The following is a 22083-nucleotide window of genomic DNA, read 5'->3' on the forward strand; positions in this document are numbered from 1 at the left end:
CAAGCCGGATCGAGAAAGCTTTAATGTCAGTTGCAGACCCGCATACTTTCCGTATGCCAGCCGCCGTCATAGGAATTGGGAACGCGGCGGTCTTCGAACCAGCAGCGGGGGCGGGGCGGCGGTGGCGGTTCGTAGTAGCGCGGGCCGTTGTTGCTGTTGGCGATGGCGCCGCCGATCAGGCCGCCGATGACGCCTGCGGCGAGGCCGCCGGCAATTGCTGCGCCGTCATTGTGGCGGCGGTGTTCGCGGTAGGGCGGCGGTGGTGGGCCGCCGCGGTCGTAGCCACGGTCATAGCGGGGGCGATAGGGATAGTCCTGCGCGGCAGCGGTGCCATAGGATGCAAAAATGCTGCCGGTGGCGACCAGCGCGGCAATAGTGGAAAGAATTATCTTTTTCATCGGGGCTACTCCATAAGCCTGCTTCGGGAGATAGAGGCTCATTATGCCCGGATCATGGCACGGGACGGGTGAACGGCCTGTGAATATTCCATTTCTGCGCAGTTCATATTTTTCTGATTTCAGAATGTAAGAATTTAAGCCGGTTCAAGCTTTCAGTGACAAAAAAGCCCGGCGGATGGCCGGGCTTTTTGTCGAAATCGATTGGTCGCGATCAGAACTTCACGCCGAGACCGACCTTCACAGTGTGCTGGTCGACATCGGTGTTGATGCCGAAGATGTCCTTGTCGCTATAGTCGTTGTAGCGATATTCGAGCCTGCCGAACACATTGTCGGTGAAGGCATAGTCCAGACCCGCGCCAACGGTATAACCGTTGAAGGTGGTGCTGTCCTTGCCGGCGCCGGGCGTTTCGATGAAGCCGCGTGTCGCGGTCCAGCCGGCGGTGGCATAGAGCAGGGCATGGTCGAAGGCATAACCCACACGGCCACGGACGGAGCCCTGCCAGTCGGTGCCGATCTCGGTGCCCGCATAGTCATTGTCGTTCCAGTTATAATCGACATCGCCTTCGATGCCGAGGACCAGATTATTGTCGAACTGGTAATTGTAACCCACGAAGGCGCCCAGAATGCCGCCGTCGAAATTATCCGAGGCGACCGGGCCGCCTGCCGAAAAATCGCCATTCGCCCAGCCCGCGCCGCCTTGAATACCAAGATAGGGGCCAGACCAGGTGAAGACGGGCAGGGTTTCCTGCGCGACCGGAGGTGCGGGCGTTTCGTAGACGGCATCCGCGGCCATTGCGGTGCTGGCCGACAGGGCCAGGAGTGACGTTACGATCAGCGTTTTCATCGTTTTTCTCCCTGAGCTGACTGACATCCATAGCATAGATTAGCTGCTTTTAATATGGGTCGGGGTTCGGCGGTTCCAAGAGGCGCTCGTGTCCTCCCGGCTTTGCTGGCCGTCTTGCCCCGGATCGCGGCTTTTTATCGCCCCGCCATGCTGTTCTGATGCGGCGAACGTCTTTGGCCGTGTTTGGTTCCCTTCGCCGTTTCGTCAAAAGTCCGGCAGGGCGGCTGGCCGACGTCACGCTTGGTTGTCTTGACAGCGCAGGGCGCGACCATAGAGTTGTGGTAGACTATGGCGGTGCCGATGCTTTTCGCCGCATTGCCGGCGGCATAAGCTGCGGTTGAGACTACACCGTTGCGACCTCCCGGTGAGGGGGATCGTTGCGGGCGGAAAGGGCATGGGAGGATCAGATCGCATGAGGCTTTATTTTAGCGGAGGAGAGGCGACGTGATTGTCGGAGCCGTTCTCAGCGCCATTCTTCTTCTCACCCTCATTGCATTTCCGCGGCATCTCAAATCCGTCGTTGTCTGCCTGTTGCTGATCTGGACGGCCACCGCCGCCTTTGTGATTTATGACTGGTGGCGCGGCAACCAGCGGCTCGACCATATCGTCGCCAGCGCCGGATTCGATGCCGCCTGCCCGGATACGGCATTGCCGATCCGCGTCAGCTTTCGCAACGACAATAATGTCGCCGTACAGCGGCTGACCTATACGCTCGAAGGGTTCGAACCGGCCTTCCGTGCCTCCGTTTCCTTCGATCCCTATCAGGTGAGCGAAAGACGGATCGAGGCCGGGGAGACTTTCTCGGCCTGCCGGGCGTTCCGGATGCGCAACAATGAAAGGGTGGAGCCGCAACGGCTGGAATGGCGCGTCACCGTCATTTCCGCGGAATTCGACTGAGCGGTTCGTGTGGCTGTCGGTTATCACGGCATTTTGAAAATTTTCGCGCCGGTGAGCGGCGGCCGGAAAATCCCTGCATCACAGCGGTTTCAGGCGGATGGGTGCATTGCCATCGTCCGTAACGGAACCGGCTGGGGCAGTCGCCGACTTGTTTTCGTCCATTTGCGATGCCATTTCCCCCTCCATTCGATGAATGTCGCGGGTTGATGTTTTGCGTATTGTTCTGAAGTTTCTGAAAATAACCGCCATCGGCCTTGTCGCCCTGCCGGTTCTGGCGGGTGCGCATATGGGCATCGGCCAGCTCACCGGAAATTTTCACGAAGTCATTCCCGGAGAGCTTTATCGTTCGGCCCAGCCGAGCGGCAAGGACATCGCAGCCTATGCCAAGGCTTATGGCATCAAGACGATCATCAACCTGCGCGATGAAAAGCGTGAAGGCTGGTACGATGCCGAAAGCCTTGCGGCCAAGAACAACGGCATCCGGCTTGTCGATTATCCGCTGAGTTCAAGCGAAAAGGTCTCGGTGGAAGATTCGGAAACGCTGGCGGCCGTGCTGCGCAATGCGGAAAAACCTGTTCTCATCCATTGCGAACATGGCGCCAACCGCACGGGGCTCGCCTCCGCCATCTATGTGGCCGCCGTGGCCGGCAAGAGCGAGGCGGCCGCAGAATTTCAGCTTTCGCCTTATTACGGGCATGTGCCGATCCCGGGTATCGGGCGGTATGAAATGTACCAGTCATGGGACGATTTCGAGGAAACCATCGGGTTTTGAGACGCCGCCAGACATCGTCACCCCGGACTTGATCCGGGGTCCAGTGCGATCAAGTCATTGATCGCAAAAGACTCTTTCACGGCGCAGACGCGCCGTGGCTGGATGCCGGCTCAAGGCCGGCATGACGGACGGTTGCGCAGCGCGCCTCAATAATCCCCGCCGTTTTCCCTGATCACCTTCGTCAGGCTTCCCGTCGCCGGGAAAAGCGGGATGAGGCAGGCCTGCAGTGCGTGGTAGATATCGCCCTTGCCGGGGAACAGCGTGTGGGCGGGAACCAGATCTTCCGTCAGCTCCTCATGCCAGCCGCCATTCTCATGGTCGATGAAATTGTTGGCGATGGTGCTCCAGATGCGGCGATAGCTGTCTTCATAGAAGTTGTCCGCCGGCAGGTTCTCGTTGAGGAAGTGGGCGGCGCCCGCCGCCTCGGACATGGGCCACCACAGCTTGGCCCGCTTGTCGGGATTGTCGTTCCAGTCGAGCGTATAAAAGAAGCCGCCCTTTTCCCGGTCCCAGCCGAGCGCCATGGATTGCACGAACAGCGATTTCGCGGCCACCGGCATCCAGTCGTGGCGGCGCTCCCCCAGCACCCATAATTGCAGGATGAGGCGCGCCCATTCCAGCCAGTGGCCGGGGGTGGAGCCGGAAGGGCGGAACATTTCGTTGCCGCGATACTCCTTGTCGAGCGTCCAGTTCTCGTCAAAGTGCTCCGGCACGCGGAAGTCCAGCTCGCCGGCGCGGCGGCGAATGACGAGGTCGGCGATGCGCTCCGCCTTGCTGAGATAGCTATTGTCGCCGGTGACCTCATAGGCGGCCATCAGCGCTTCGGTCAGGTGCATGTTGGAGTTCTGGCCGCGGTAATTCTCGATGGGCGACCAGTCGCGATGGAATTCCTCGGCGATGGCGCCGTGTTTTCCTTCCCAGAAGCGGGTTTCCAGAACCTCGGTAATATCTGCCAGCATCTTGTCGGCCAGTGGGTGGCCAACGGTCTTGGCGGAAGAGGCGGCGAGAAGCACGAAGGCATGGCCGTAGCCCTGCTTGGTGGCGTCCACTGGACCGGCATCGTTCACCTGCCAGAAATAACCGCCATGCTCGCCATCGCGGTGCCTGTTCCAGAGATAGGTCATGCCGTGATCGACGATATCGCCGCAGCCCGGACGCCCGAGCAGGTGGCCGATGGAGAAGCAATGCACCATGCGGGCGGATGCGTGAATGCCGCGCACGGGATCATTCGGCTGCAGCGGCGCGCCCCTGGCATCGAGATCGAAGAAGCCGCCGGCAGGGTTGAGGGCACGATACTGGAAGAAATCGAAAAGTCCCTCGGCCTGTTTTACCAGCCATTGGCGATGCCAGGGCAGGGTGTTCCAGTTGCGGCTGTTGTGATCGTCCTCGGGCATTCTCGTCCTCCATGCGGTTTGCTGCTTCGGCTTATATCCTTGCCGTATAAACCTGTCATCTGTCAGCGATATTTCGTAACGTGATGCAACTGCGCAAAGCCATGCCTGTCCCTTGAAGATATATTGACATAAACATATCTTTATGTGACTTGACGGCTTGCGATCTTGCAAATCGAAATGAGGAGTGTGCCCGTGTTTGACGATCTGTTCGGCCCTGAAGGGGCAAAGCGTGACGGCGCGGAAATTTTCAAGGCGTTGCGCGATGCCGCCAGCGAACGCATCCTCATTCTCGATGGCGCCATGGGCACGCAGATCCAGGGGCTGGGTTTTGACGAAGACCATTTTCGTGGCGATCGTTTTATCGGCTGTGCCTGTCACCAGAAGGGCAATAACGACCTTCTGATCCTGACCCAGCCGGACGCTATCGAGGATATCCACTATCGCTACGCCATGGCGGGTGCGGATATTCTCGAAACCAACACGTTTTCGTCGACGCGTATCGCGCAAGCCGATTACGAGATGGAAAATGCCGTCTACGACCTCAACCGTGAGGGCGCAGCGATTGTCCGCCGCGCCGCCCAGCGCGCCGAGCGGGAAGATGGCCGCCGCCGTTTCGTGGCGGGCGCCATCGGCCCGACCAACCGCACGGCCTCGATTTCGCCTGACGTCAACAATCCCGGTTTTCGCGCCGTCAGCTTCGACGATCTGCGTATCGCCTATGGCGAGCAGATCGACGGCCTTATCGACGGCGGCGCCGACATCATCCTGATCGAGACGATCTTCGATACGCTGAACGCCAAGGCGGCGATTTTCGCCTGCGAGGAGCGTTTCGAGGCCAAGGGCATCCGCCTGCCGGTGATGATCTCGGGCACGATCACCGACCTTTCCGGCCGCACGCTTTCCGGCCAGACGCCTTCGGCGTTCTGGAACTCGGTGCGCCACGCCAATCCCTTCACCATCGGCCTGAACTGCGCGCTGGGTGCCGACGCCATGCGTCCGCATCTTCAGGAACTGTCTGACGTGGCCGATACTTTCGTCTGCGCCTATCCGAATGCCGGCCTGCCGAATGAATTCGGCCAATATGACGAAACGCCCGAGATGATGGCGCGTCAGGTTCAGGGCTTCGTTCGTGACGGTCTCGTCAACATTGTCGGCGGCTGCTGCGGTTCCACGCCGGAGCATATCCGGGCCATTGCGGAGGCTGTCAAAGGCTACAAGCCGCGCGAAATTCCCGAGCATGTGCCCTTCATGTCGCTTTCGGGCCTCGAGCCTTTCGTGCTGACCAAGGACATTCCTTTCGTCAATGTCGGCGAACGCACCAACGTCACCGGCTCGGCTCGCTTCCGCAAGCTCATCACCGCCGGTGATTATACGGCGGCTCTGGCTGTCGCCCGCGACCAGGTGGAAAACGGTGCGCAGATCATCGACATCAACATGGATGAGGGTCTGATCGATTCCGAAAAGGCGATGGTGGAGTTTCTGAACCTCATCGCCGCCGAGCCGGATATTGCCCGCGTGCCTGTGATGATCGACTCATCCAAGTTCGAGATCATCGAGGCCGGCCTGAAATGCGTTCAGGGCAAATCGATCGTCAATTCGATTTCGCTGAAGGAAGGCGAGGAGAAGTTTCTCCAGCAGGCGCGGCTCGTCCATAATTACGGTGCGGCGGTCGTGGTCATGGCCTTCGATGAGGTCGGGCAGGCCGATACTTACGAGCGCAAGGTCGAGATTTGCTCGCGCGCCTACAAGCTCTTGACCGAGAAGGCGGGCCTGTCGCCGGAAGACATCATCTTCGACCCCAACGTCTTTGCCGTTGCGACGGGTATCGAAGAGCACAATAATTACGGCGTGGATTTCATTCAGGCCACCAGAACCATCCGCGAAACCATGCCGCTGACGCATATTTCCGGCGGTGTTTCCAACCTGTCCTTCTCCTTCCGCGGCAATGAGCCGGTGCGTGAGGCGATGCATGCCGTGTTCCTTTACCACGCCATTCAGGTCGGCATGGATATGGGCATCGTCAATGCCGGGCAGCTTGCGGTTTACGACAATATCGATCCGGAACTGCGTGAGGCCTGCGAGGACGTGGTGCTGAACCGCCGCGACGACGCGACCGAGCGTTTGCTTGAAGTGGCGGAGCGTTTCCGTGGCACGGGTGCAAAGGATACGAAGGTTCAGGACCTTTCCTGGCGCGAACTGCCCGTCGAGAAGCGGCTGGAGCATGCGCTGGTCAACGGCATTACCGACTATATCGAGGCCGATACGGAAGAGGCGCGCCAGAAGGCGGAGCGCCCGTTGCACGTCATCGAAGGGCCGCTGATGGCGGGCATGAATGTGGTCGGCGATCTCTTCGGCTCGGGTAAGATGTTCCTGCCGCAGGTGGTGAAATCCGCCCGCGTGATGAAGCAGGCGGTTGCCGTGCTGCTTCCTTACATGGAAGAGGAAAAGCGCCTGAATGGTGGGGCCGAGCGCAGCGCCGCCGGCAAGGTGCTGATGGCCACCGTGAAGGGCGATGTGCACGATATCGGCAAGAACATTGTCGGCGTCGTTCTCGCCTGCAACAATTATGAGATCATCGATCTCGGCGTCATGGTGCCGACGACGAAAATCCTCGAGACGGCGATTGCCGAAAAGGTGGATGTGATCGGCCTTTCCGGCCTCATCACCCCGTCGCTGGATGAGATGGTGCATGTGGCGGCCGAAATGGAGCGGCAGGGTTTCGACATCCCGCTGCTGATCGGCGGCGCGACGACGAGCCGTGTGCATACGGCGGTGAAAATCCATCCGCGTTACGAGGCGGGACAGGCAATCTATGTCACCGACGCCTCGCGTGCGGTGGGCGTCGTGTCGGCGCTTCTCTCCGCCGAGCAGAAGCCCGCTTATATCGACGGTATTCGCAGCGAATATGCCAAGGTGGCGGAGGCGCACGCCCGCAATGAGCGCGAAAAGCAGCGCCTGCCGCTTTCCCGCGCCCGCGAGAATGCGCACAAGATCGACTGGTCGGCCTATAGCGCCGTCAAGCCGCAATTCTTCGGCACCAGGGTGTTCGAGACTTACGATCTGGAAGAGCTTTCCCGTTACATCGACTGGACGCCGTTCTTCCAGACCTGGGAATTGAAGGGTCGTTTCCCGGCCATTCTCGATGACGAAAAGCAGGGCGAGGCGGCGCGGCAGCTTTACAGCGATGCGCAGGCGATGCTGAAGAAGATCATCGAGGAAAACTGGTTCCGGCCGCGGGCGGTGATCGGCTTCTGGCCGGCCAACGCCGTGGGCGACGATATCAGGCTGTTCACGGATGAAAGCCGCGGCGAAGAGCTTGCGACTTTCTTCACGCTGCGCCAGCAGCTTTCCAAGCGCGATGGACGCCCGAATGTGGCGCTGTCGGATTTCGTCGCCCCTGTCGATAGCGGCGTTGCCGATTATGTCGGTGGCTTTGTGGTGACGGCGGGTATCGAGGAAGTGGCGATTGCCGAACGCTTCGAGCGGGCCAATGACGATTATTCGTCCATTCTCGTCAAGGCGCTGGCCGACCGTTTCGCGGAAGCCTTTGCCGAGCGCATGCATGAGCGGGTGCGCAAGGAGTTCTGGGGTTATGCGCCGCAAGAAAACTTCAACGGCGATGAGCTGATTGGCGAGGCCTATGCCGGTATTCGCCCGGCACCCGGCTATCCGGCCCAGCCCGATCATACCGAAAAGAAGACGCTGTTCGCCCTGCTCGATGCCACCAATGCGGCGGGTGTGGAACTGACGGAGAGCTATGCCATGTGGCCCGGCTCTTCCGTCTCCGGCATCTATATCGGCCATCCCGAAAGTTACTATTTCGGCGTGGCCAAGGTGGAGCGCGATCAGGTGCTGGATTATGCGCGCCGTAAGGACATGCCGGTTGAGGAAGTAGAGCGCTGGCTCGGTCCTGTCCTCAACTACGTGCCGACGAATGGTGCTGAGGAAATCGACAGCGCGGCCTGAGGTTTTGGGCGCAGGTGGTTGATAGTTTTCAGGGCACGGATGAAGCCCTGCAAGCTCTCTTCCGTCATGCTCGGGCTTGTCCCGAGCATCTGCAACGTGTCGATTTTATCGACTGTGATTAGATCCTTGGGACAAGTCCAAGGATGATGTCGAGCGTAGAGACGCGGTTGTCGACAAGCTAAGCGCGGGCATGTCCCGCGCTTTTTTTGATGGCGTCTTTTAAGACCGTAACGCCGCCAGTTCTTCGATGCCGACATGGCTCTCCACCTCGCTGCCGCGCAGATAGAGATAGAGGCCGATCGCGAAGGCGAGGACGGCGATGAAGACCAGATACCAGGCATGGGCCATGGGGTTGATGGCAAGTGCGGTCGTCACGCCAATCGGCGTCAGCCCGCCGAAGACGGCATAGGAGACGTTATAGGCGAAGGAGAGGCCGGAGAAGCGCACCGAGGCCGGGAAGGCGCGGACCATGACATAGGGCACCGCACCCGCCATGCCGACCGACAGGCCCATGACGCCGTAGAGCACAAACATGGTTTGAAGCGATGTGCCGGCATAGCTGTAGAAGGTGAAGGTGGCGATGCCGAAGAAAATGCTCGCCCCCATGAAGAAGATGCCGGAGCCGACGCGGTCGATCAGCGCGCCGGCGATGATGACGCCGAAGATCAGGAACAGCGTGCCGAAGCTGGTGCCGGCCAGCGCCTGTGTCGGGGTATACCCGTAAAGCTTCTGCAGGAAGGTGGCCGTCATCAACGTCGTGACGACGATGGCGGCCGAGAGAACCCAGGTCAGCAGGGCGGAAATGACCACGCCGCGCATATGGTGCTTCAGCACCAGCCCGAGCGGCAGCTTGTCCGTCAGCGATTTCGACTTCTTCATCTCGGTGAAGATCGGCGTTTCTTCCAGCCAGCGGCGCAGATAGACAGCGATGAGGCCGAAAATGCCGCCGAGCAGGAAGGGAATGCGCCAGGCGTAACCGGCCACGTCCTCCGGTGTGAAAAGCGAGTTGATGGCGAAAGCGATCAGCGAGCCCAGCATGATGCCGAAGGAAAGGCCCGATGTGAGGAAGCCGCAGGCGAGCCCGACACGGCGGAAGGGCACATGTTCGGCAACGAAGGTCCATGCGCCCGGCACTTCGCCACCGATGGCCGCGCCCTGCAGCATGCGCAGGATGATGAGCAGGATGGGGGCAGCCACGCCGATGGTGGCATAGGTCGGCATCAGCGCCATGCCGAGGGTCGAGAGCGCCATCAGCAGGATGGAGAAGGCGAAAACCCGTTTGCGGCCGTAACGGTCGCCATAATGCGCCAGCACGATGCCGCCCAGCGGCCGCACCAGATAGCCTGCGGCGAAGATGCCGAAAGTCTGGATCATCACCAGCCAGTCCGGCATTTCCGGCGGGAAGAACAGATGGCCGATGACGGTGGCGAAAAATACGAAAATGATGAAATCGTAAAATTCCAGCGCGCCGCCGAGGGCCGAAAGGCCAAGAGTTCTGTAATCCTGACCGTTGAGGGGCCGGGCTGCCGCCGGTGTGGTGGTGGGAGACATGAGGCTGCTTCTTTTCTAAATTACGTATTACTTATGGGCATGCGGCAAGCGCGGCGCGATTTCAAGCCTTATCGACGCTCAATCGCTCAGGTATTTCGAGGGACGATCAAGAAAGCGGCGCAGGAAACTGATGTTTTCCAGCTCGTCATAAAGGCGCTCGGTAATGCCGTCCGCGTCGAAATGATAAATGGTCGCCTCGGGAATGGCCAAAAGCACCGGCGAATGGGTGGCGATGATCAATTGCCCGCCGCTATCGGCGGCGTCGCGGATAAGGGCTGCCAGTTCGAGCTGCTTTTGCGGCGAAAGCGGGCTTTCCGGTTCGTCGAGAAAATAGAGGCCGGCGCCATGCAGCCGCTGTTGCATGATATCGAGAAATCCTTCGCCATGCGAACGCCGGTCGATGACATTGTTCCTGACGATCCTGCGAAACGTATCCGGGGTTTCTTCCGGAAAGTCTTCACCCTTCTTGAGCGCCTTTTCCCGCTCCCAGCGAAAATCGTCCAGCGCATCCTCGTTCTGCCGGCGGATATAACCAAGCACGTCTTCCGCGCGCATGAACATGCGGATTTTCGGATATTTCTTGCGGGCGAAATAGAAGGACTTCGCCACGGTCTCGGCATGCTGAAGGTAGAGGTCGCCGGCAACCTGGCCGTGATTGCCGATGGCATAGGCCGTCATTCCCGCCGCCAGCCCTTCCAGCAGCGTCGATTTGCCGGAGCCGTTATTGCCGGCAAAAAAGGTGATCGGCGTCTTGAATTCGAGGCGTTCCAGATGGCGCAGCGCCGGAACGGAGAAGGGATAGTCGTCTCTTCCGTCCGGGGTCTCTTTCATGGTTACGCTATCGAGAAACAGCATGTCGCGTTCCTTGCATCTAATCCGTCATGTTCGCCGACGTTGCGCTCTGTCGCATCATCGCGGTGCTATGCTCAAAGCAATTGCGTGTGATTGCGGTTTAACGTGGGGCGCTGTTCGCGCCAATGGTTTGCAGCGTCGGCGGAGATACGTCATGCCGCATCGTTCGAAGTTCATTTTATTATAAATTAGCACAGTTCATTCTTGTAATAAATCGATCAATATTATATATATGCAATATATATCTTAAATTTAAGATGTTATTGTAAGTATAAACTTCAAATTAATTCAGTAATGCCAGTTTTCGTCATTCTCGTTGTTGTTGGAGAGAGTGAATGAAGCATATTGCGCTTTTTTCGGTCGGGTTTCTATTTTCCGCGATATTCGTGAGCGAAGCTGAGGCGCGGAAGTCCCGGTTTTTTGCCATCCCCGGATTCGGCGGCGGCGAGACAATCGATCTCGTTTACGATCTGCCGGATAACGAGCCTTTTCTTCGCGACGGGGAAGCATTCGACATTGGTTATCTCAACAGCGGGGATAGGAGCGGTTATGTGCTGTATCGTGGCGAGCGGTACAGCAGGCTCAGCGATGCGGATATCGCCAGGCTGAAGGCGACGCTTGGTTTTGATCCAACGACAAAAGACCGCATGGAGCGGGCGGCGAGGGGCAGCGACGCGCCCTGGAACCTCGTGATTATCATAGCGGTCGCAATTGCTGGTATCTTTGTGCTTGTTCACAAGGGCATGCAGCTAGTGCGGTGGATTTCGCGATTGGCGACGACCTCCGCAATTGCGGGAAGTAAGCGGCAGGAGGAGGACACCCCCGACCCGCTGGAGGTCCGCAAGAAACAGCTGGTAAACCGTCAATGGAGCGATAGCCAGACGGATCACGCGGCGCGTATCCCGGCAGCATCGCCGGCTCATGCGTCTGCGCGAGGAACCACTGCGGTCCGGACATTCGGACGCAGGAGCGCCTGAGCGGTGCGAAATCCCTAAACCTCAGACGGTCTCAGGAGCCTGCACTATTCGAACCTGTCGATGATGCTGATGCCGCTTTCCCTGAAGCTGTCCATGGCGGGCAGGGCGGTGGCGGCATCGGAGAGGCTGATGTGGCGGCCGATCAGCTTTTCCGGCGCGAGCCTGCCGCTTTCGATCATCGCCAACATGTCCTCGTAACGCCACGCCTGCATGCCGTGGCTGCCATAGATCTCCAGTTCATGTGCGATCACACGGGCCATGGGAACGGCGGGCATGGCGTGATCGGCCAGCATCAGCCCAACCTGCACATGGCGGCCGCGCCGGCGAAGGTTGCTGATGGAGTTGCAGCAGGTCTGCGGGTGACCGAGCGCATCGATCGAGACATGCGCGCCGCCACCCGTCACTTCGCGTACCGCCTCGGCAACATCGGCAACCGCGCGGCTGTTGATGGTGGCGGTTGCTCCGAGCTGCCGCGCAAGTTCGAGCTTGTCTTCGGCGATGTCGATGGCGACGACCTGCGCACCGAGGCCAGAGCCGATCATGATGGCGGAGAGGCCGACGCCGCCGCAGCCATGCACCGCCAGCCATTCGCCGCCCTTCAGGCGTCCCTGATCGGTCACGGCCCGGAAGGAGGTGGCGAAACGGCAGCCGAGGCCGGCGGCGGTGGCGTAACTCATCGTCTCAGGCAGATGCACGAGGTTTTGATCGGCATAGTCGATGGCGACATATTCGGCGAAGGAACCCCAATGGGTGAAGCCGGGCTGGAACTGCGTTTCGCAGACCTGCTGGTTGCCGGAGCGGCATTCATGGCAATGGCCGCAGCCGGAAACGAAGGGCACGGTAACGCGGTCGCCGGTCTTGAAACGGGTGACGTTTTTGCCGACAGCGGCGATCACGCCTGCGAATTCGTGGCCGGGAACATGCGGCAGGCGGATATCCGGGTCATGCCCCATCCAGCCGTGCCAGTCGCTGCGGCAGAGGCCGGTCGCCTTTACCTCGATGACCACGCCGCCATCGGTCGGTTCCGGGTCGGGCAGGGACGCAACAACCGGGGTCTCGCCGAACAGTTCGTAAAAAAGCGCGCGCATCATGGCCTCACATGGTTGGTATGCAGGTTCGAAGTCATACCTGCTCTACCATGTCCCGCAAATGGGCGAAGCGGTTTTGCGTCTGGAAAAGCGCTTCAGTCCTTGATGACCATCAGGTCGCCGGCTGCGAATTTCAGCGTCACCTGCTCACCGACGGCGGGCGGTGCTGTGCCGGGATCGTTGAACATGTCGAAAGACAGGGTCGAGCCGCCGAGATCGAGGCGGGTGCGGATGACGGAGCCGAGGAACTGGCTGGAGGTGACGAGGCCGGAAATGGCGACATCGCCTTTCGCATCGCCGCCGAGCGAGCCTGCTTCCGGTCGCAGGGCAAGGGTGATTTTTTCGCCGTTCGCCGCATCGACCGGCTTGTGCAGGGTGATCTGCTGCTCTCCGACACGGATGGTGTTGGATGAGGAATCGACCACGGTGGCGTCGATCAGGTTCAGCGTGCCGACGAAAGAGGCGACGAAGCGGGTCGCGGGCTTGTTGTAGATATCGAAGGGGGAGCCGATCTGGTCGGCGCGGCCGCCATTCATGACAACGATGCGGTCGGAAATCGACAGGGCCTCTTCCTGATCGTGGGTGACGAAAATGGTGGTGATGCCGAGTTTCTGCTGGATCTGGCGGATTTCCTCGCGCAGCGACACACGGATCTTGGCATCAAGCGCGGAGAGCGGCTCGTCCAGCAGAAGCACTTCCGGCTTCGGTGCGAGCGCGCGGGCAAGCGCCACGCGCTGCTGCTGGCCGCCCGACATCTGGTAGGGGTAACGGTCCGCCAGATGCTCCAGATGGATGAGCTGGAGCATTTCCTTCACGCGGGCGTCGATCTCGGCTTTCGGCTTGCCGGCGACTTTGAGCCCGAAGGCGACGTTTTCATAGACATTCATGTTGGGGAACAGCGCATAGGCCTGGAACACCATGCCGATATTGCGCTGGTTCGGTCTCAGCGCCGTCTGGTCTTTGCCATTGATGACGATGGATCCGCCGGTGGGGATTTCAAAGCCGGCGATCATGCGCAGCACGGTGGTCTTGCCGCAGCCCGATGGCCCCAAAAAGGAGACGAACTCGCCTTTTTCGATGGCCATGTTGAAATCATGCACGACCTGCACGGAGCCGAAGGATTTCTTGATGTTGCTAAGTGTCAAAAAGCTCATGAAAATATTGTCCTCAGGCCTTGGGAGGCGCGCCCTTCTGGTAGCGTGAAACGAGTTGGATCAGACCCAGGCAACCCCAGGTGATGCCGAAGGAAATCACGGCAAGTGCGGCCGGTTCATAGGCGCGGTTGGCGCCGAGCAGCTGCATGTAGGGGCCGAAGGCCGGGCGGTTCAAAAGGGCCGCCATGGTGAATTCACCGATGACGATGGCGAAGGTCAAAAACGCACCAGACAGCACGGCGACCAGAACATTCGGCAGGATGATGCGCGAGAGGATGGTCGTCCAGCCCGCGCCGAGGCTCTGCGCCGCTTCTGTCAGTGTTGCCACATCGATGGTTCGGAGGCCGGTATCGACGGCGCGGTACATATAGGGCAAGGCCAGCGTGGCATAACCGAACATCAAAAGCAGGTTGGTGCCGAAGCTCGTGCCGGTCAGCGGCAGCCAGCTCGAGGTGTTGTAAAGCCGGATATAACCGAAGACGATGACGATGGCCGGGATGACCAGCGGCAAAAGCGTGATGAATTCGATATAGGGGCGCAGGCTTGGCAGTTTCAGGCGCACCCAATAGGCGGTGGGCACCACCAGCAGAACCCCGAAGACGATGGTGAACAGCGCCATCACCACCGAATAGCTGAAGGTTTCCTGAAAACGCGGGTCGGTGAGCACCTTGCCATAGGCGTCGAAGGAATATTCGCCGCGCCGCATTTTCAGCGAGAAGTTGGTCATGCCGATCAGCGGCAGGGCGAAATAGAGCAGGCCGAAGATCAGCGCGCCCCAGGCGAAGAAACGCTTCATTTCAGCCACCTTTCGCTGCGGGCGCGCAGCCAGATGTAAAGTGCATTGGCAAGGCCGGTGACGACGATCATGCCGAAGGCAAGGGCGTAACCGAGATGCGGATTGCCGAGAACGTCACCACGGATCTGCGCGAAAAGCAGGATCGGCACGATATTGAGCGAGGAGCCGGTGAGCGCGATTGCGGTGGCCACCGCGCCGAAGGCATTGGCAAACAGCAGCGACATGGTGCCGAGCAGCGACGGCAGCAGGATGGGGAAGGCCACCATGCGCCAATATTGCAGGCCGGTGGCGCCAAGGATTTCCGCCGCTTCGCGCCATTCGCGCTTCAGCCCGTCCAGCGCAGGCGTGATGATGAGGATCATCAGCGGTATCTGGAAGAACAGATAGGTGACGGTGAGACCCCAGAAGGACAGGATGTTGAAGCCGAGCAGCCTCAGATCGATGCCGATCTGCGTCTTCAGGAAGACGGTGAGAAGGCCGACCGGGCCAAGCGTGGCGATGAAGGCGAAGGCGAGCGGCACGCCGGCAAATTGCGAAGCGACGCCGGAAAAGGTCAGAAGCGGTCCGCGAATGCGCTGCGGCAATCCGCCCAGCACCACGGCGGCGGCGACGGCAAAGCCGATCAGGCAGCCCAGCGCCGCCGAGGCGAGGCTGATCTTGATCGAAATCCAGTAGGCCGCAAGGATGGAGGAGGTGAAAAGCCCGGCGATATTTTCCAGCGTAAAGCTGCCATCGGCATGCTGGAATGCGCCGATGACGATCTTCATCGTCGGCATAATCAGAAACAGTAAAACAAAAACGGCAAAAGGTACGACGCCAATCCAGTGCAGCGGCAGTTTCCTGCCCGCGTCGGATGGTCCGCCGGTGTTGGTTGATGGCATCCTTGTCCCCAAACGCCGTTTTCAAACGGTCTGTATATAAAGGTCTACATCATAAAAGAAGCACCCCGGCTTTTGATCGGCCGGGGTGCGTTTTCAACAGTTTACTTCACGTTTGCGCCGACAACGCTGTCCCAGCCGCCGGTGACAGCAGCCTTGTTGGCGTCGACTTCCTCGAGTGTCGGGAAGTCGCCTTTTCATAGGCTGCTGCCGGCGGCAGGCTGTCGATCAGTTCCTGCGGAACCTTGCCAGCCTTGACCATGGCGTTGAAGCGGATCGGGTGGCAATAGCCCTTCAGCCAGCCGAGCTGACCGTCGTCGGAGTAGAGGTGTTCCATCCACAGCTTGGCAGCGTTCGGATGCGGCGCGTAAGCGGAAATGCCCTGAACGTAGACGCCGGCCAGAACGCCCTTTTCAGGAACGACAACTTCTGTCGGCGGGTTGTCGTTCAGCGTCTTCTTCCAGGAAAGGGCGTTATAGTCCCAGGCGACGATGATCGGGGTCGCGCCCTGCGCCAGCGTTCCGGCCTTGCCGATGACCGGCAGGAAGTTGCCAGCCTTGTTGAGATCGGCGAAATATTTCAGGCCAGCTTCACCGGCTTCCTTGCCGGATTTCGCACCGGTGGAAAGGCCGGCGGCGAGAACGCCGAGGATGGCCTGGTTGGAAGCGCGCGGATCGCCCGCGAGCGCCACCTGACCGGAATATTCCGGCTTCAGCAGGTCGGCCCAGTCCTTCGGTGCGTTGTTGACGAGGTCCTTGTTCACGAAGAAGGACATCACGCCGTAATAGTCGCCGTACCAGTAACCTTCCGGATCCTTGACGTTGTCGGGAATTTCGTCCCAGGTGGAGACCTTGTAGGGCTGCAGCAGGCCTTCGGCCTTCATCTGCGGGCCGAAGGCGAGGCCGACGTCGACGACGTCAGGCGCCTGCGGGCCCTTATTGTCCTTGTTGGCCTTCACCGCTTCGACTTCGTCGGCGGAGCCGGCGTCGGGGTTCAGTTCGTTGACGGTGATTTCCGGATATTTCGCCTTGAAGGCGGCAATCACGTCGCCGTAACCGCACCAGTCGTGCGGCAGCGCGACGGTGGTCAGCATGCCTTCCTTCTTCGCGGCGGCGATCAGCTCGGCGCTCGGTTCAGCGGCGGCAATTGCGGTGGAGGCGATGACCAGTGCAGTGGTCGTAGCGAGCAGTCGGCGGCAGTGAGAGATCACTTTTTTCTCCTCTTCGTGTTCTCATATTGCGGACGCTGATACGGATTCTCGATGAAGCTAATGTGACGGCTGGATTGCAATTTATTTATCCGGATTCCGTCACTTTACGCCCGTTTTCCGCCATCACCCGGCTTTTTGCCTGCAATTGCGGGAGATTCCCCTCATGATCCGTGGTGGCCAGATATGTTCCCCAGCTTGGTTTCTTATCCTGTTTTATCGTGCTGGTAGCGATGACAGGTATCCAATCAGCGTGCGGCATCCGCGTCAAGCAAGTTGCCCGGCTATGTAGTTTCATGTTCTGTCCGGCCTGCGGAACAGCCGCGTCTGTTCGAACAGGCCTTCCAGTGCATTCATGCGTTCCCTGGTTTCATCCCAGGTGCCGTTCTGCACCGCTTCGATCAGCGCTTCGACCACGAACAGCGTGACGACCGAAGAATCCCATGCCGAGGGTGCTTCGATCCTGACACGGAAAGTGTGCAGCGCGTGGCGCGCCACCGGCGATGTCCATTGATCAGTGAAGAGAATGATCTGCACGCCGTTTGCCTTGGCGACTTCGGCCAGCGTCGTCATGTCGTGCTCGTAACGGCGGATATCGAAGATAACCAGTATGTCGCCGGCGCTCATGTTCAGCATATATTGCGGCCAGGCGCTGGAATTCGACGACATCAGCGTCGTCTTCGGCCGGATCACCTGCATATGTGTGAAGAAATATTCGGCAATCGCGCCGGTGATGCGCCCGCCGACGAAATAGATGCTGCGCTTGCGGTCGGAAAGCAGCGCTGCGGCATTGTCGAAGACGGCGGTGTCGAGATCGCTCAGCGTATCGCGCAGATTGCCGGTGATGGCATCGGCGAAGCGGTTGAGAATGTGCAGGCCGGGGGCATTGGTTGCCCAGCGGTCATGTTTGGCGATGGGGCCGGAGATCGTCGCTTCCAACTCCTGGTGCAGATGCGCCTGAAATTCCGGATAGCCCTTGTAGCCGAGCTTCTGCACCATGCGCGCCACCGTCGGCGTCGAAACGCCGGCATTTTCCGCAATGGTGGTGATGCTGCCGAGGCCGGAGACGGGGTAGTTGCCGAGCAGGCTCTCCGCCAGCCGTTTTTCCGAACGGGTCAGTGCGTCGTAATGGGCATGAATGACATCCGACACGGTCGCCGTCGTGCTGCGCAAATTTTTCCCCTTCCGGTCTTCTGCCGGTGCATGGCTAAAATAAACATCTGTGCCAGCTATCGAGTCAATGGGAAAATGAAGAGAAAATTTCAAAATTCCATTTGACACTCGCAATAATGTGAAGAATTCTTTTCGGCGTTGACGGAACGCGGGGGTTCCGGGTGGGGTTCGTGCATGACGCTGCGGTCACGGTTTTTCACAGAAGCGGAAGGGCAGGCCGTCGGCATCGAGAATGCTGCGGCGAAGGGCGACGTCCTTCTCGTCTGCGAACATGCCTCCGCCACCATTCCGCAGAAATTCGGTACATTGGGTCTTTCGCCGGAGGTGCTTTCGAGCCATGCGGCCTGGGATCCGGGCGCTCTGGCCGTCGCCCGGCTGCTTTCGGAAAAGTTTGACGCCACGCTCGTCTATCAGCGGTTTTCACGTCTCGTCTATGATTGCAACCGGCCGCCCGAATCGCCTTCCGCCATGCCGGTGAAAAGCGAGATTTACGATATTCCCGGCAATTTCGATCTAAGCGAAGCGGAGCGGTTCGCCCGCACCTCAGCACTTTATGTGCCGTTTCATGACCGGGTGAGCGAGATCATCGCCGCGCGGCAGGCGGATGGCCGCAACGTGGTGGTGGTAACCATCCACAGTTTCACCCCGGTCTATCACGGCCGGTTCCGAAAAGTTGAGATCGGCATCCTGCACGATACCGACAGCCGCCTCGCGGATGCGATGCTGGCGGGCGCCGAAGGGTCCACGCTCACGGTCAATCGCAACGATCCCTATGGCCCGGAAGACGGCGTGACGCATACGCTGCGGCTGCATGCGCTGCCGGACGGGCTTTTGAACGTCATGATCGAGATCCGCAACGATCTCATCACCAATGAAGGAGAGCAGGCGGCAATCGCCGGTTTTCTTTACGAGCTTATGGGGAAGGCGCTCTCATCGATCGATGAGTGAGGGAGCTATGGCCGGCCGATGGTGAAAACACCGGGGTCGGCTGCCAGATGAGACTGCCGCCATTTTATAAAAACCGGCCATGCAGCCGGAAAAACACAAAGCGGCAAGGGAACAGCAAGTGCGTGCGGCCAATCGCGGGAAATTCCCGGGTGAAGCCGGAAACTGGGGCACAATCGGCCAATAACGGCTGACTGGCTTGTTTTTTTCTTATTCAGGAGAGAAGGGCATGGACAGTTCATCGTCAGGCGTCAGCTACAAGAAGGCTGATGCATCCTATTTCGAAAAACGCGGACTATCCCGTTATGCGGGCGTGTGGTCGCTCTGGTCGCTCGGCGTCGGCGCGGTCATTTCCGGGCATTTTTCCGGATGGAATTTCGGCTTCTCCACCGGCGGCTGGGGCGGCATGCTGGTGGCGGGCATCATCATCGCCATCATGTATCTCGGGCTGACATTTTCGATTGCGGAAATGAGCCCGGCCTTGCCGCATACCGGTGCGGCCTATTCCTTTGCCCGCACGGCCATGGGCCCATGGGGCGGCTTCATCACCGGGCTTTGCGAGAATGTCGAATATGTGCTGACGCCGGCGGTCGTCGTCACCTTCATCACGGCCTATGTGAACTCCATTCTCGGCCTCGATCCCGCTTATTCACCCTTCGTGTGGATAGCGTTCTACGCGATATTCCTTGCGCTCAATGTCTTCGGGCTTGAGCTTTCCTTCAAGGTGACGCTGGTTATCACGCTAATTTCGCTTGCCGTTCTGGTGTTTTTCTGGATCAGCGCCATCCCGAACATCGATTTTTCGCGTTTCGCGCTCAATATCGGTGTCGGACCTGACGGCAAGGCGGTGGAGCTGCCGGAGGGCGGCGGTTCCTTCTTCCCCTTCGGGTTCTCGGGCGTTCTCGCGACGCTGCCTTTCGCGGTCTGGCTGTTCCTTGCCATCGAGCAACTGCCGCTGGCGGCGGAAGAATCGGTCGATCCCAAGCGCGACATGCCGAAGGGCATCATCCTCGGCATGATAACGCTGATGGTTTCGGCCTTCATGATCGTATTGCTCAACCCATCCCTGCCGGGCGTCGGCGCCTTCCATCTCAGCTCCTCGCTTGAGCCGCTGCTCGATGGTTTCAAGGCGATCTATGGCGATGGCGGCGTGGTGGTGCTGGGTCTCGTTGCCTTGACCGGCCTGATCGCCAGCTTCCATACGATCCTCTATGCACAGGGCCGGCAGATCTATTCGCTGTCGCGTGCGGGTTACTTCCCGACCGTGCTGTCGATCACCCATTCCAAGTACCGCACGCCATACGTTGCCAACATCACCGGCGCGATTGTCGGTCTCGCGGTCATGCTCGTCATCTGGTTCGCGCTGGGTGCGGAACAGGGCGGCAGCATCATCGGCAGCGTGCTTTTGAACATGGCCGTCTTCGGTGCGATGTTCTCCTACATCATGCAGGCGATTTCCTTCATCCTGCTCCGAAAGAACCTGCCGCATATCGAGCGGCCGTTCCGCTCGCCCTTCGGCATTCCGGGCGCGGTGCTGACGGTCATCATCGCCATCGTGACATTGCTTTACCAGATCCAGGATCCGAACTTCACCAAGGGCGTGCTCTGGGTGGCGGTCTGGTTTGCCGTGGCGATTGCCTACTTCGCCTTTGTCGGGCGCCACCGCCTCATCCTCTCGCCGGAAGAGGAATTCGCGCTGGAGCACAAGCAGGCTGCGGTTGCCGCAGCGGCTGCAAAGGCCTGATGTTCAAACAAACGGGCGGCCGCATTCCGGCCGCCCGGTCACGACAATAAAGGGAACGGACAAAATGACGAGCTACACATTCGACGCGCTTAAAATGGATGTCGCCGAGGGGCGCATCGACACGGTTCTGGCCTGCCTTGTCGACATGCAGGGGCGTCTGATGGGCAAACGGTTCCAGGCGGAATTCTTCGTTGAAAGCGCCTTTGAGGAAACCCATAGCTGCAATTACGTGCTTGCCACCGACATGGAGATGGAAACCGTTCCCGGTTACAAATCCTCCAGTTGGGAAAAGGGTTATGGCGACTATGTGCTGAAACCCGATCTTTCGACGCTGCGGCGCGTGCCGTGGCTGGAAGGCACGGCGCTGGTGCTGTGCGATGTGCTCGATCATCACACCCATGAAGAAGTGCCGCATTCGCCGCGGGCGCTCTTGAAAAAGCAGGTGGCGCGGCTGGAGGCCATGGGGCTGAAGGCCTATATGGCGACCGAACTGGAATTCTTCCTGTTCGACCAGACTTTCGATGCGGCGCGCGCCAACGGTTACAAGGGGTTGAACCTCGCCAGTGGCTACAATGAGGATTACCATATCTTCCAGACGACCAAGGAAGAGGATGTCATGCGGGCGCTGCGCAAGGGCCTGCAGGGCGCCGGCATTCCGGTCGAGAATTCCAAGGGCGAAGCGTCCGCAGGTCAGGCGGAAATCAATGTGCGTTATGCCGATGCGCTGACCATGGCCGACCGGCACGCCATCATCAAAAACGCGACCAAGGAGATTGCGTGGTCCAAGGGCAAGGCGGTGACCTTTCTCGCCAAGTGGAATTACAACGCCGCCGGCAGTTCCTCGCATATTCACCAGTCGCTGTGGAGCGCCGACGGCAAGACGCCTGCTTTCCTCGACAAGGACGCCAAGCACGGCATGTCGGAACTGATGCGGCATTATGTTGCCGGGCTTCTCGCCCATGCCAGCGAGATCACCTATTTCCTCGCGCCCTATATCAATTCCTACAAGCGGTTCATGGCCGGCACCTTTGCGCCCACCAAGGCGATCTGGAGCCTAGACAACCGCACGGCAGGATATCGCCTCTGCGGCGAAGGTACCAAGGGTATCCGCATCGAATGCCGCGTCGGCGGCTCCGATCTCAATCCCTATCTCGCCATGGCGGCTTTGCTTGCGGCAGGCATTGACGGCATCGAAAATAAACTCGAACTTGAGCCCGCTTTTGTCGGCGATGCCTATGGTGGCAAGGACGTGCGCGAGATACCCAAGACATTGCGTGACGCCACTGCCTTTCTGGACGGATCGAAAATGCTGCGCAACGCCTTTGGCGACGATGTGATCGATCATTACGTCCATGCCGGACGGTGGGAACAGGAAGAATACGACCGCCGCGTGACCGACTGGGAAGTGGCGCGCGGTTTCGAACGAGCCTAATCATTACGGGAAAAC

General features: G+C 59.5%; 17 protein-coding genes and 1 pseudogene. 7 read left to right on the top strand and 11 right to left on the bottom strand.

Annotation, left to right across the window (positions count from 1 at the left end; translation table 11 throughout):
* Positions 1-26: 26 nt before the first annotated feature.
* Together L901_RS11010 and L901_RS11015 are read right to left on the bottom strand one after the other, a co-directional pair.
* A complete protein-coding gene (locus L901_RS11010; protein ID WP_035261012.1) occupies positions 27-398 on the bottom strand; it encodes a hypothetical protein in 372 nt (123 codons plus the stop codon).
* A 211-nt stretch (positions 399-609) separates the two neighbouring features.
* On the bottom strand, positions 610-1242 hold the full coding sequence (locus tag L901_RS11015) for an outer membrane protein (RefSeq protein WP_003522825.1): 633 nt from the start codon (positions 1240-1242) through the stop codon (positions 610-612).
* Positions 1243-1686: 444 nt separating this feature from the next.
* On the opposite strand from L901_RS11015, the gene L901_RS11020 reads away from it, so the two are divergent.
* Complete coding sequence (locus tag L901_RS11020; protein ID WP_059756553.1) at positions 1687-2139, top strand: hypothetical protein; 453 nt, start codon at positions 1687-1689, stop codon at positions 2137-2139.
* A 211-nt stretch (positions 2140-2350) separates the two neighbouring features.
* Positions 2351-2911: a dual specificity protein phosphatase family protein gene (locus tag L901_RS11025; RefSeq protein WP_059756755.1), complete on the top strand. Its 561-nt coding sequence runs from the start codon at positions 2351-2353 to the stop codon at positions 2909-2911.
* A 146-nt stretch (positions 2912-3057) separates the two neighbouring features.
* Here L901_RS11025 and L901_RS11030 read toward each other — a convergent pair whose 3' ends face one another.
* Complete coding sequence (locus tag L901_RS11030; RefSeq protein ID WP_059756556.1) at positions 3058-4305, bottom strand: AGE family epimerase/isomerase; 1248 nt, start codon at positions 4303-4305, stop codon at positions 3058-3060.
* Positions 4306-4497: 192 nt separating this feature from the next.
* On the opposite strand from L901_RS11030, the gene metH reads away from it, so the two are divergent.
* A complete protein-coding gene (metH, locus tag L901_RS11035; RefSeq protein WP_059756559.1) occupies positions 4498-8271 on the top strand; it encodes a methionine synthase in 3774 nt (1257 codons plus the stop codon).
* Positions 8272-8490: 219 nt separating this feature from the next.
* Here metH and L901_RS11040 read toward each other — a convergent pair whose 3' ends face one another.
* Together L901_RS11040 and L901_RS11045 are read right to left on the bottom strand one after the other, a co-directional pair.
* Positions 8491-9822 carry an MFS transporter gene (locus L901_RS11040; protein WP_059756561.1) on the bottom strand — a complete coding sequence of 444 codons (1332 nt, stop codon included), beginning with the start codon at positions 9820-9822 and terminating at the stop codon, positions 8491-8493.
* 78 nt (positions 9823-9900) lie between these two features.
* Entirely contained in the window at positions 9901-10677 is a 777-nt protein-coding gene (locus tag L901_RS11045; RefSeq protein WP_059756564.1) for an AAA family ATPase, read from the bottom strand.
* Between the two features lie 332 nt (positions 10678-11009).
* On the opposite strand from L901_RS11045, the gene L901_RS11050 reads away from it, so the two are divergent.
* Positions 11010-11651: a hypothetical protein gene (locus L901_RS11050; RefSeq protein WP_059756567.1), complete on the top strand. Its 642-nt coding sequence runs from the start codon at positions 11010-11012 to the stop codon at positions 11649-11651.
* A gap of 44 nt (positions 11652-11695) precedes the next feature.
* Here L901_RS11050 and L901_RS11055 read toward each other — a convergent pair whose 3' ends face one another.
* From L901_RS11055 to L901_RS11080, 6 genes and pseudogenes are all read right to left on the bottom strand, one after another.
* A complete protein-coding gene (locus tag L901_RS11055; RefSeq protein WP_059756569.1) occupies positions 11696-12739 on the bottom strand; it encodes a zinc-dependent alcohol dehydrogenase family protein in 1044 nt (347 codons plus the stop codon).
* A gap of 95 nt (positions 12740-12834) precedes the next feature.
* A complete protein-coding gene (locus tag L901_RS11060; protein ID WP_059756572.1) occupies positions 12835-13893 on the bottom strand; it encodes an ABC transporter ATP-binding protein in 1059 nt (352 codons plus the stop codon).
* A 13-nt stretch (positions 13894-13906) separates the two neighbouring features.
* Complete coding sequence (locus L901_RS11065) at positions 13907-14689, bottom strand: iron ABC transporter permease (RefSeq protein WP_035261247.1); 783 nt, start codon at positions 14687-14689, stop codon at positions 13907-13909.
* A complete protein-coding gene (locus L901_RS11070) occupies positions 14686-15570 on the bottom strand; it encodes an ABC transporter permease subunit (protein ID WP_059756575.1) in 885 nt (294 codons plus the stop codon). Before L901_RS11070 ends, L901_RS11065 begins: the two co-directional genes overlap by 4 nt.
* 101 nt (positions 15571-15671) lie before the next feature.
* Positions 15672-16777: pseudogene (locus tag L901_RS11075) on the bottom strand (ABC transporter substrate-binding protein).
* Between the two features lie 291 nt (positions 16778-17068).
* The gene (locus L901_RS11080) at positions 17069-17947 is read right to left on the bottom strand and encodes a MurR/RpiR family transcriptional regulator (RefSeq protein WP_003522811.1); all 879 of its coding nucleotides are present in this window, start codon (positions 17945-17947) and stop codon (positions 17069-17071) included.
* 174 nt (positions 17948-18121) lie between these two features.
* Between L901_RS11080 and L901_RS11085 the strand changes: the two genes are divergently transcribed.
* From L901_RS11085 to L901_RS11095, 3 genes are all read left to right on the top strand, one after another.
* Positions 18122-18895, top strand: coding sequence for an N-formylglutamate amidohydrolase (locus L901_RS11085; RefSeq protein ID WP_059756578.1), 774 nt, complete (start codon positions 18122-18124; stop codon positions 18893-18895).
* Between the two features lie 226 nt (positions 18896-19121).
* A complete protein-coding gene (locus L901_RS11090) occupies positions 19122-20636 on the top strand; it encodes an amino acid permease (protein WP_059756581.1) in 1515 nt (504 codons plus the stop codon).
* Positions 20637-20700: 64 nt separating this feature from the next.
* Entirely contained in the window at positions 20701-22068 is a 1368-nt protein-coding gene (locus L901_RS11095) for a glutamine synthetase family protein (RefSeq protein WP_003494807.1), read from the top strand.
* Positions 22069-22083: the final 15 nt, after the last annotated feature.

This window comes from Agrobacterium sp. D14 (assembly GCF_001526505.1).
Classification (GTDB): Bacteria; Pseudomonadota; Alphaproteobacteria; order Rhizobiales; family Rhizobiaceae; genus Agrobacterium; species Agrobacterium leguminum.

Excerpts from the sequence above, each read along its gene's own strand:
- L901_RS11010 (WP_035261012.1), bottom strand. The coding sequence starts at position 398 with ATGAAAAAGATAATTCTTTCCACTATTGCCGCGCTGGTCGCCACCGGC.
- L901_RS11015 (WP_003522825.1), bottom strand. The coding sequence starts at position 1,242 with ATGAAAACGCTGATCGTAACGTCACTCCTGGCCCTGTCGGCCAGCACC.
- L901_RS11030 (WP_059756556.1), bottom strand. The coding sequence starts at position 4,305 with ATGCCCGAGGACGATCACAACAGCCGCAACTGGAACACCCTGCCCTGG.
- L901_RS11040 (WP_059756561.1), bottom strand. The coding sequence starts at position 9,822 with ATGTCTCCCACCACCACACCGGCGGCAGCCCGGCCCCTCAACGGTCAG.
- L901_RS11045 (WP_059756564.1), bottom strand. The coding sequence starts at position 10,677 with ATGCTGTTTCTCGATAGCGTAACCATGAAAGAGACCCCGGACGGAAGA.
- L901_RS11050 (WP_059756567.1), top strand. The coding sequence starts at position 11,010 with ATGAAGCATATTGCGCTTTTTTCGGTCGGGTTTCTATTTTCCGCGATA.
- L901_RS11055 (WP_059756569.1), bottom strand. The coding sequence starts at position 12,739 with ATGCGCGCGCTTTTTTACGAACTGTTCGGCGAGACCCCGGTTGTTGCG.
- L901_RS11060 (WP_059756572.1), bottom strand. The coding sequence starts at position 13,893 with ATGAGCTTTTTGACACTTAGCAACATCAAGAAATCCTTCGGCTCCGTG.
- L901_RS11065 (WP_035261247.1), bottom strand. The coding sequence starts at position 14,689 with ATGAAGCGTTTCTTCGCCTGGGGCGCGCTGATCTTCGGCCTGCTCTAT.
- L901_RS11070 (WP_059756575.1), bottom strand. The coding sequence starts at position 15,570 with ATGCCATCAACCAACACCGGCGGACCATCCGACGCGGGCAGGAAACTG.
- L901_RS11085 (WP_059756578.1), top strand. The coding sequence starts at position 18,122 with ATGACGCTGCGGTCACGGTTTTTCACAGAAGCGGAAGGGCAGGCCGTC.
- L901_RS11090 (WP_059756581.1), top strand. The coding sequence starts at position 19,122 with ATGGACAGTTCATCGTCAGGCGTCAGCTACAAGAAGGCTGATGCATCC.
- L901_RS11095 (WP_003494807.1), top strand. The coding sequence starts at position 20,701 with ATGACGAGCTACACATTCGACGCGCTTAAAATGGATGTCGCCGAGGGG.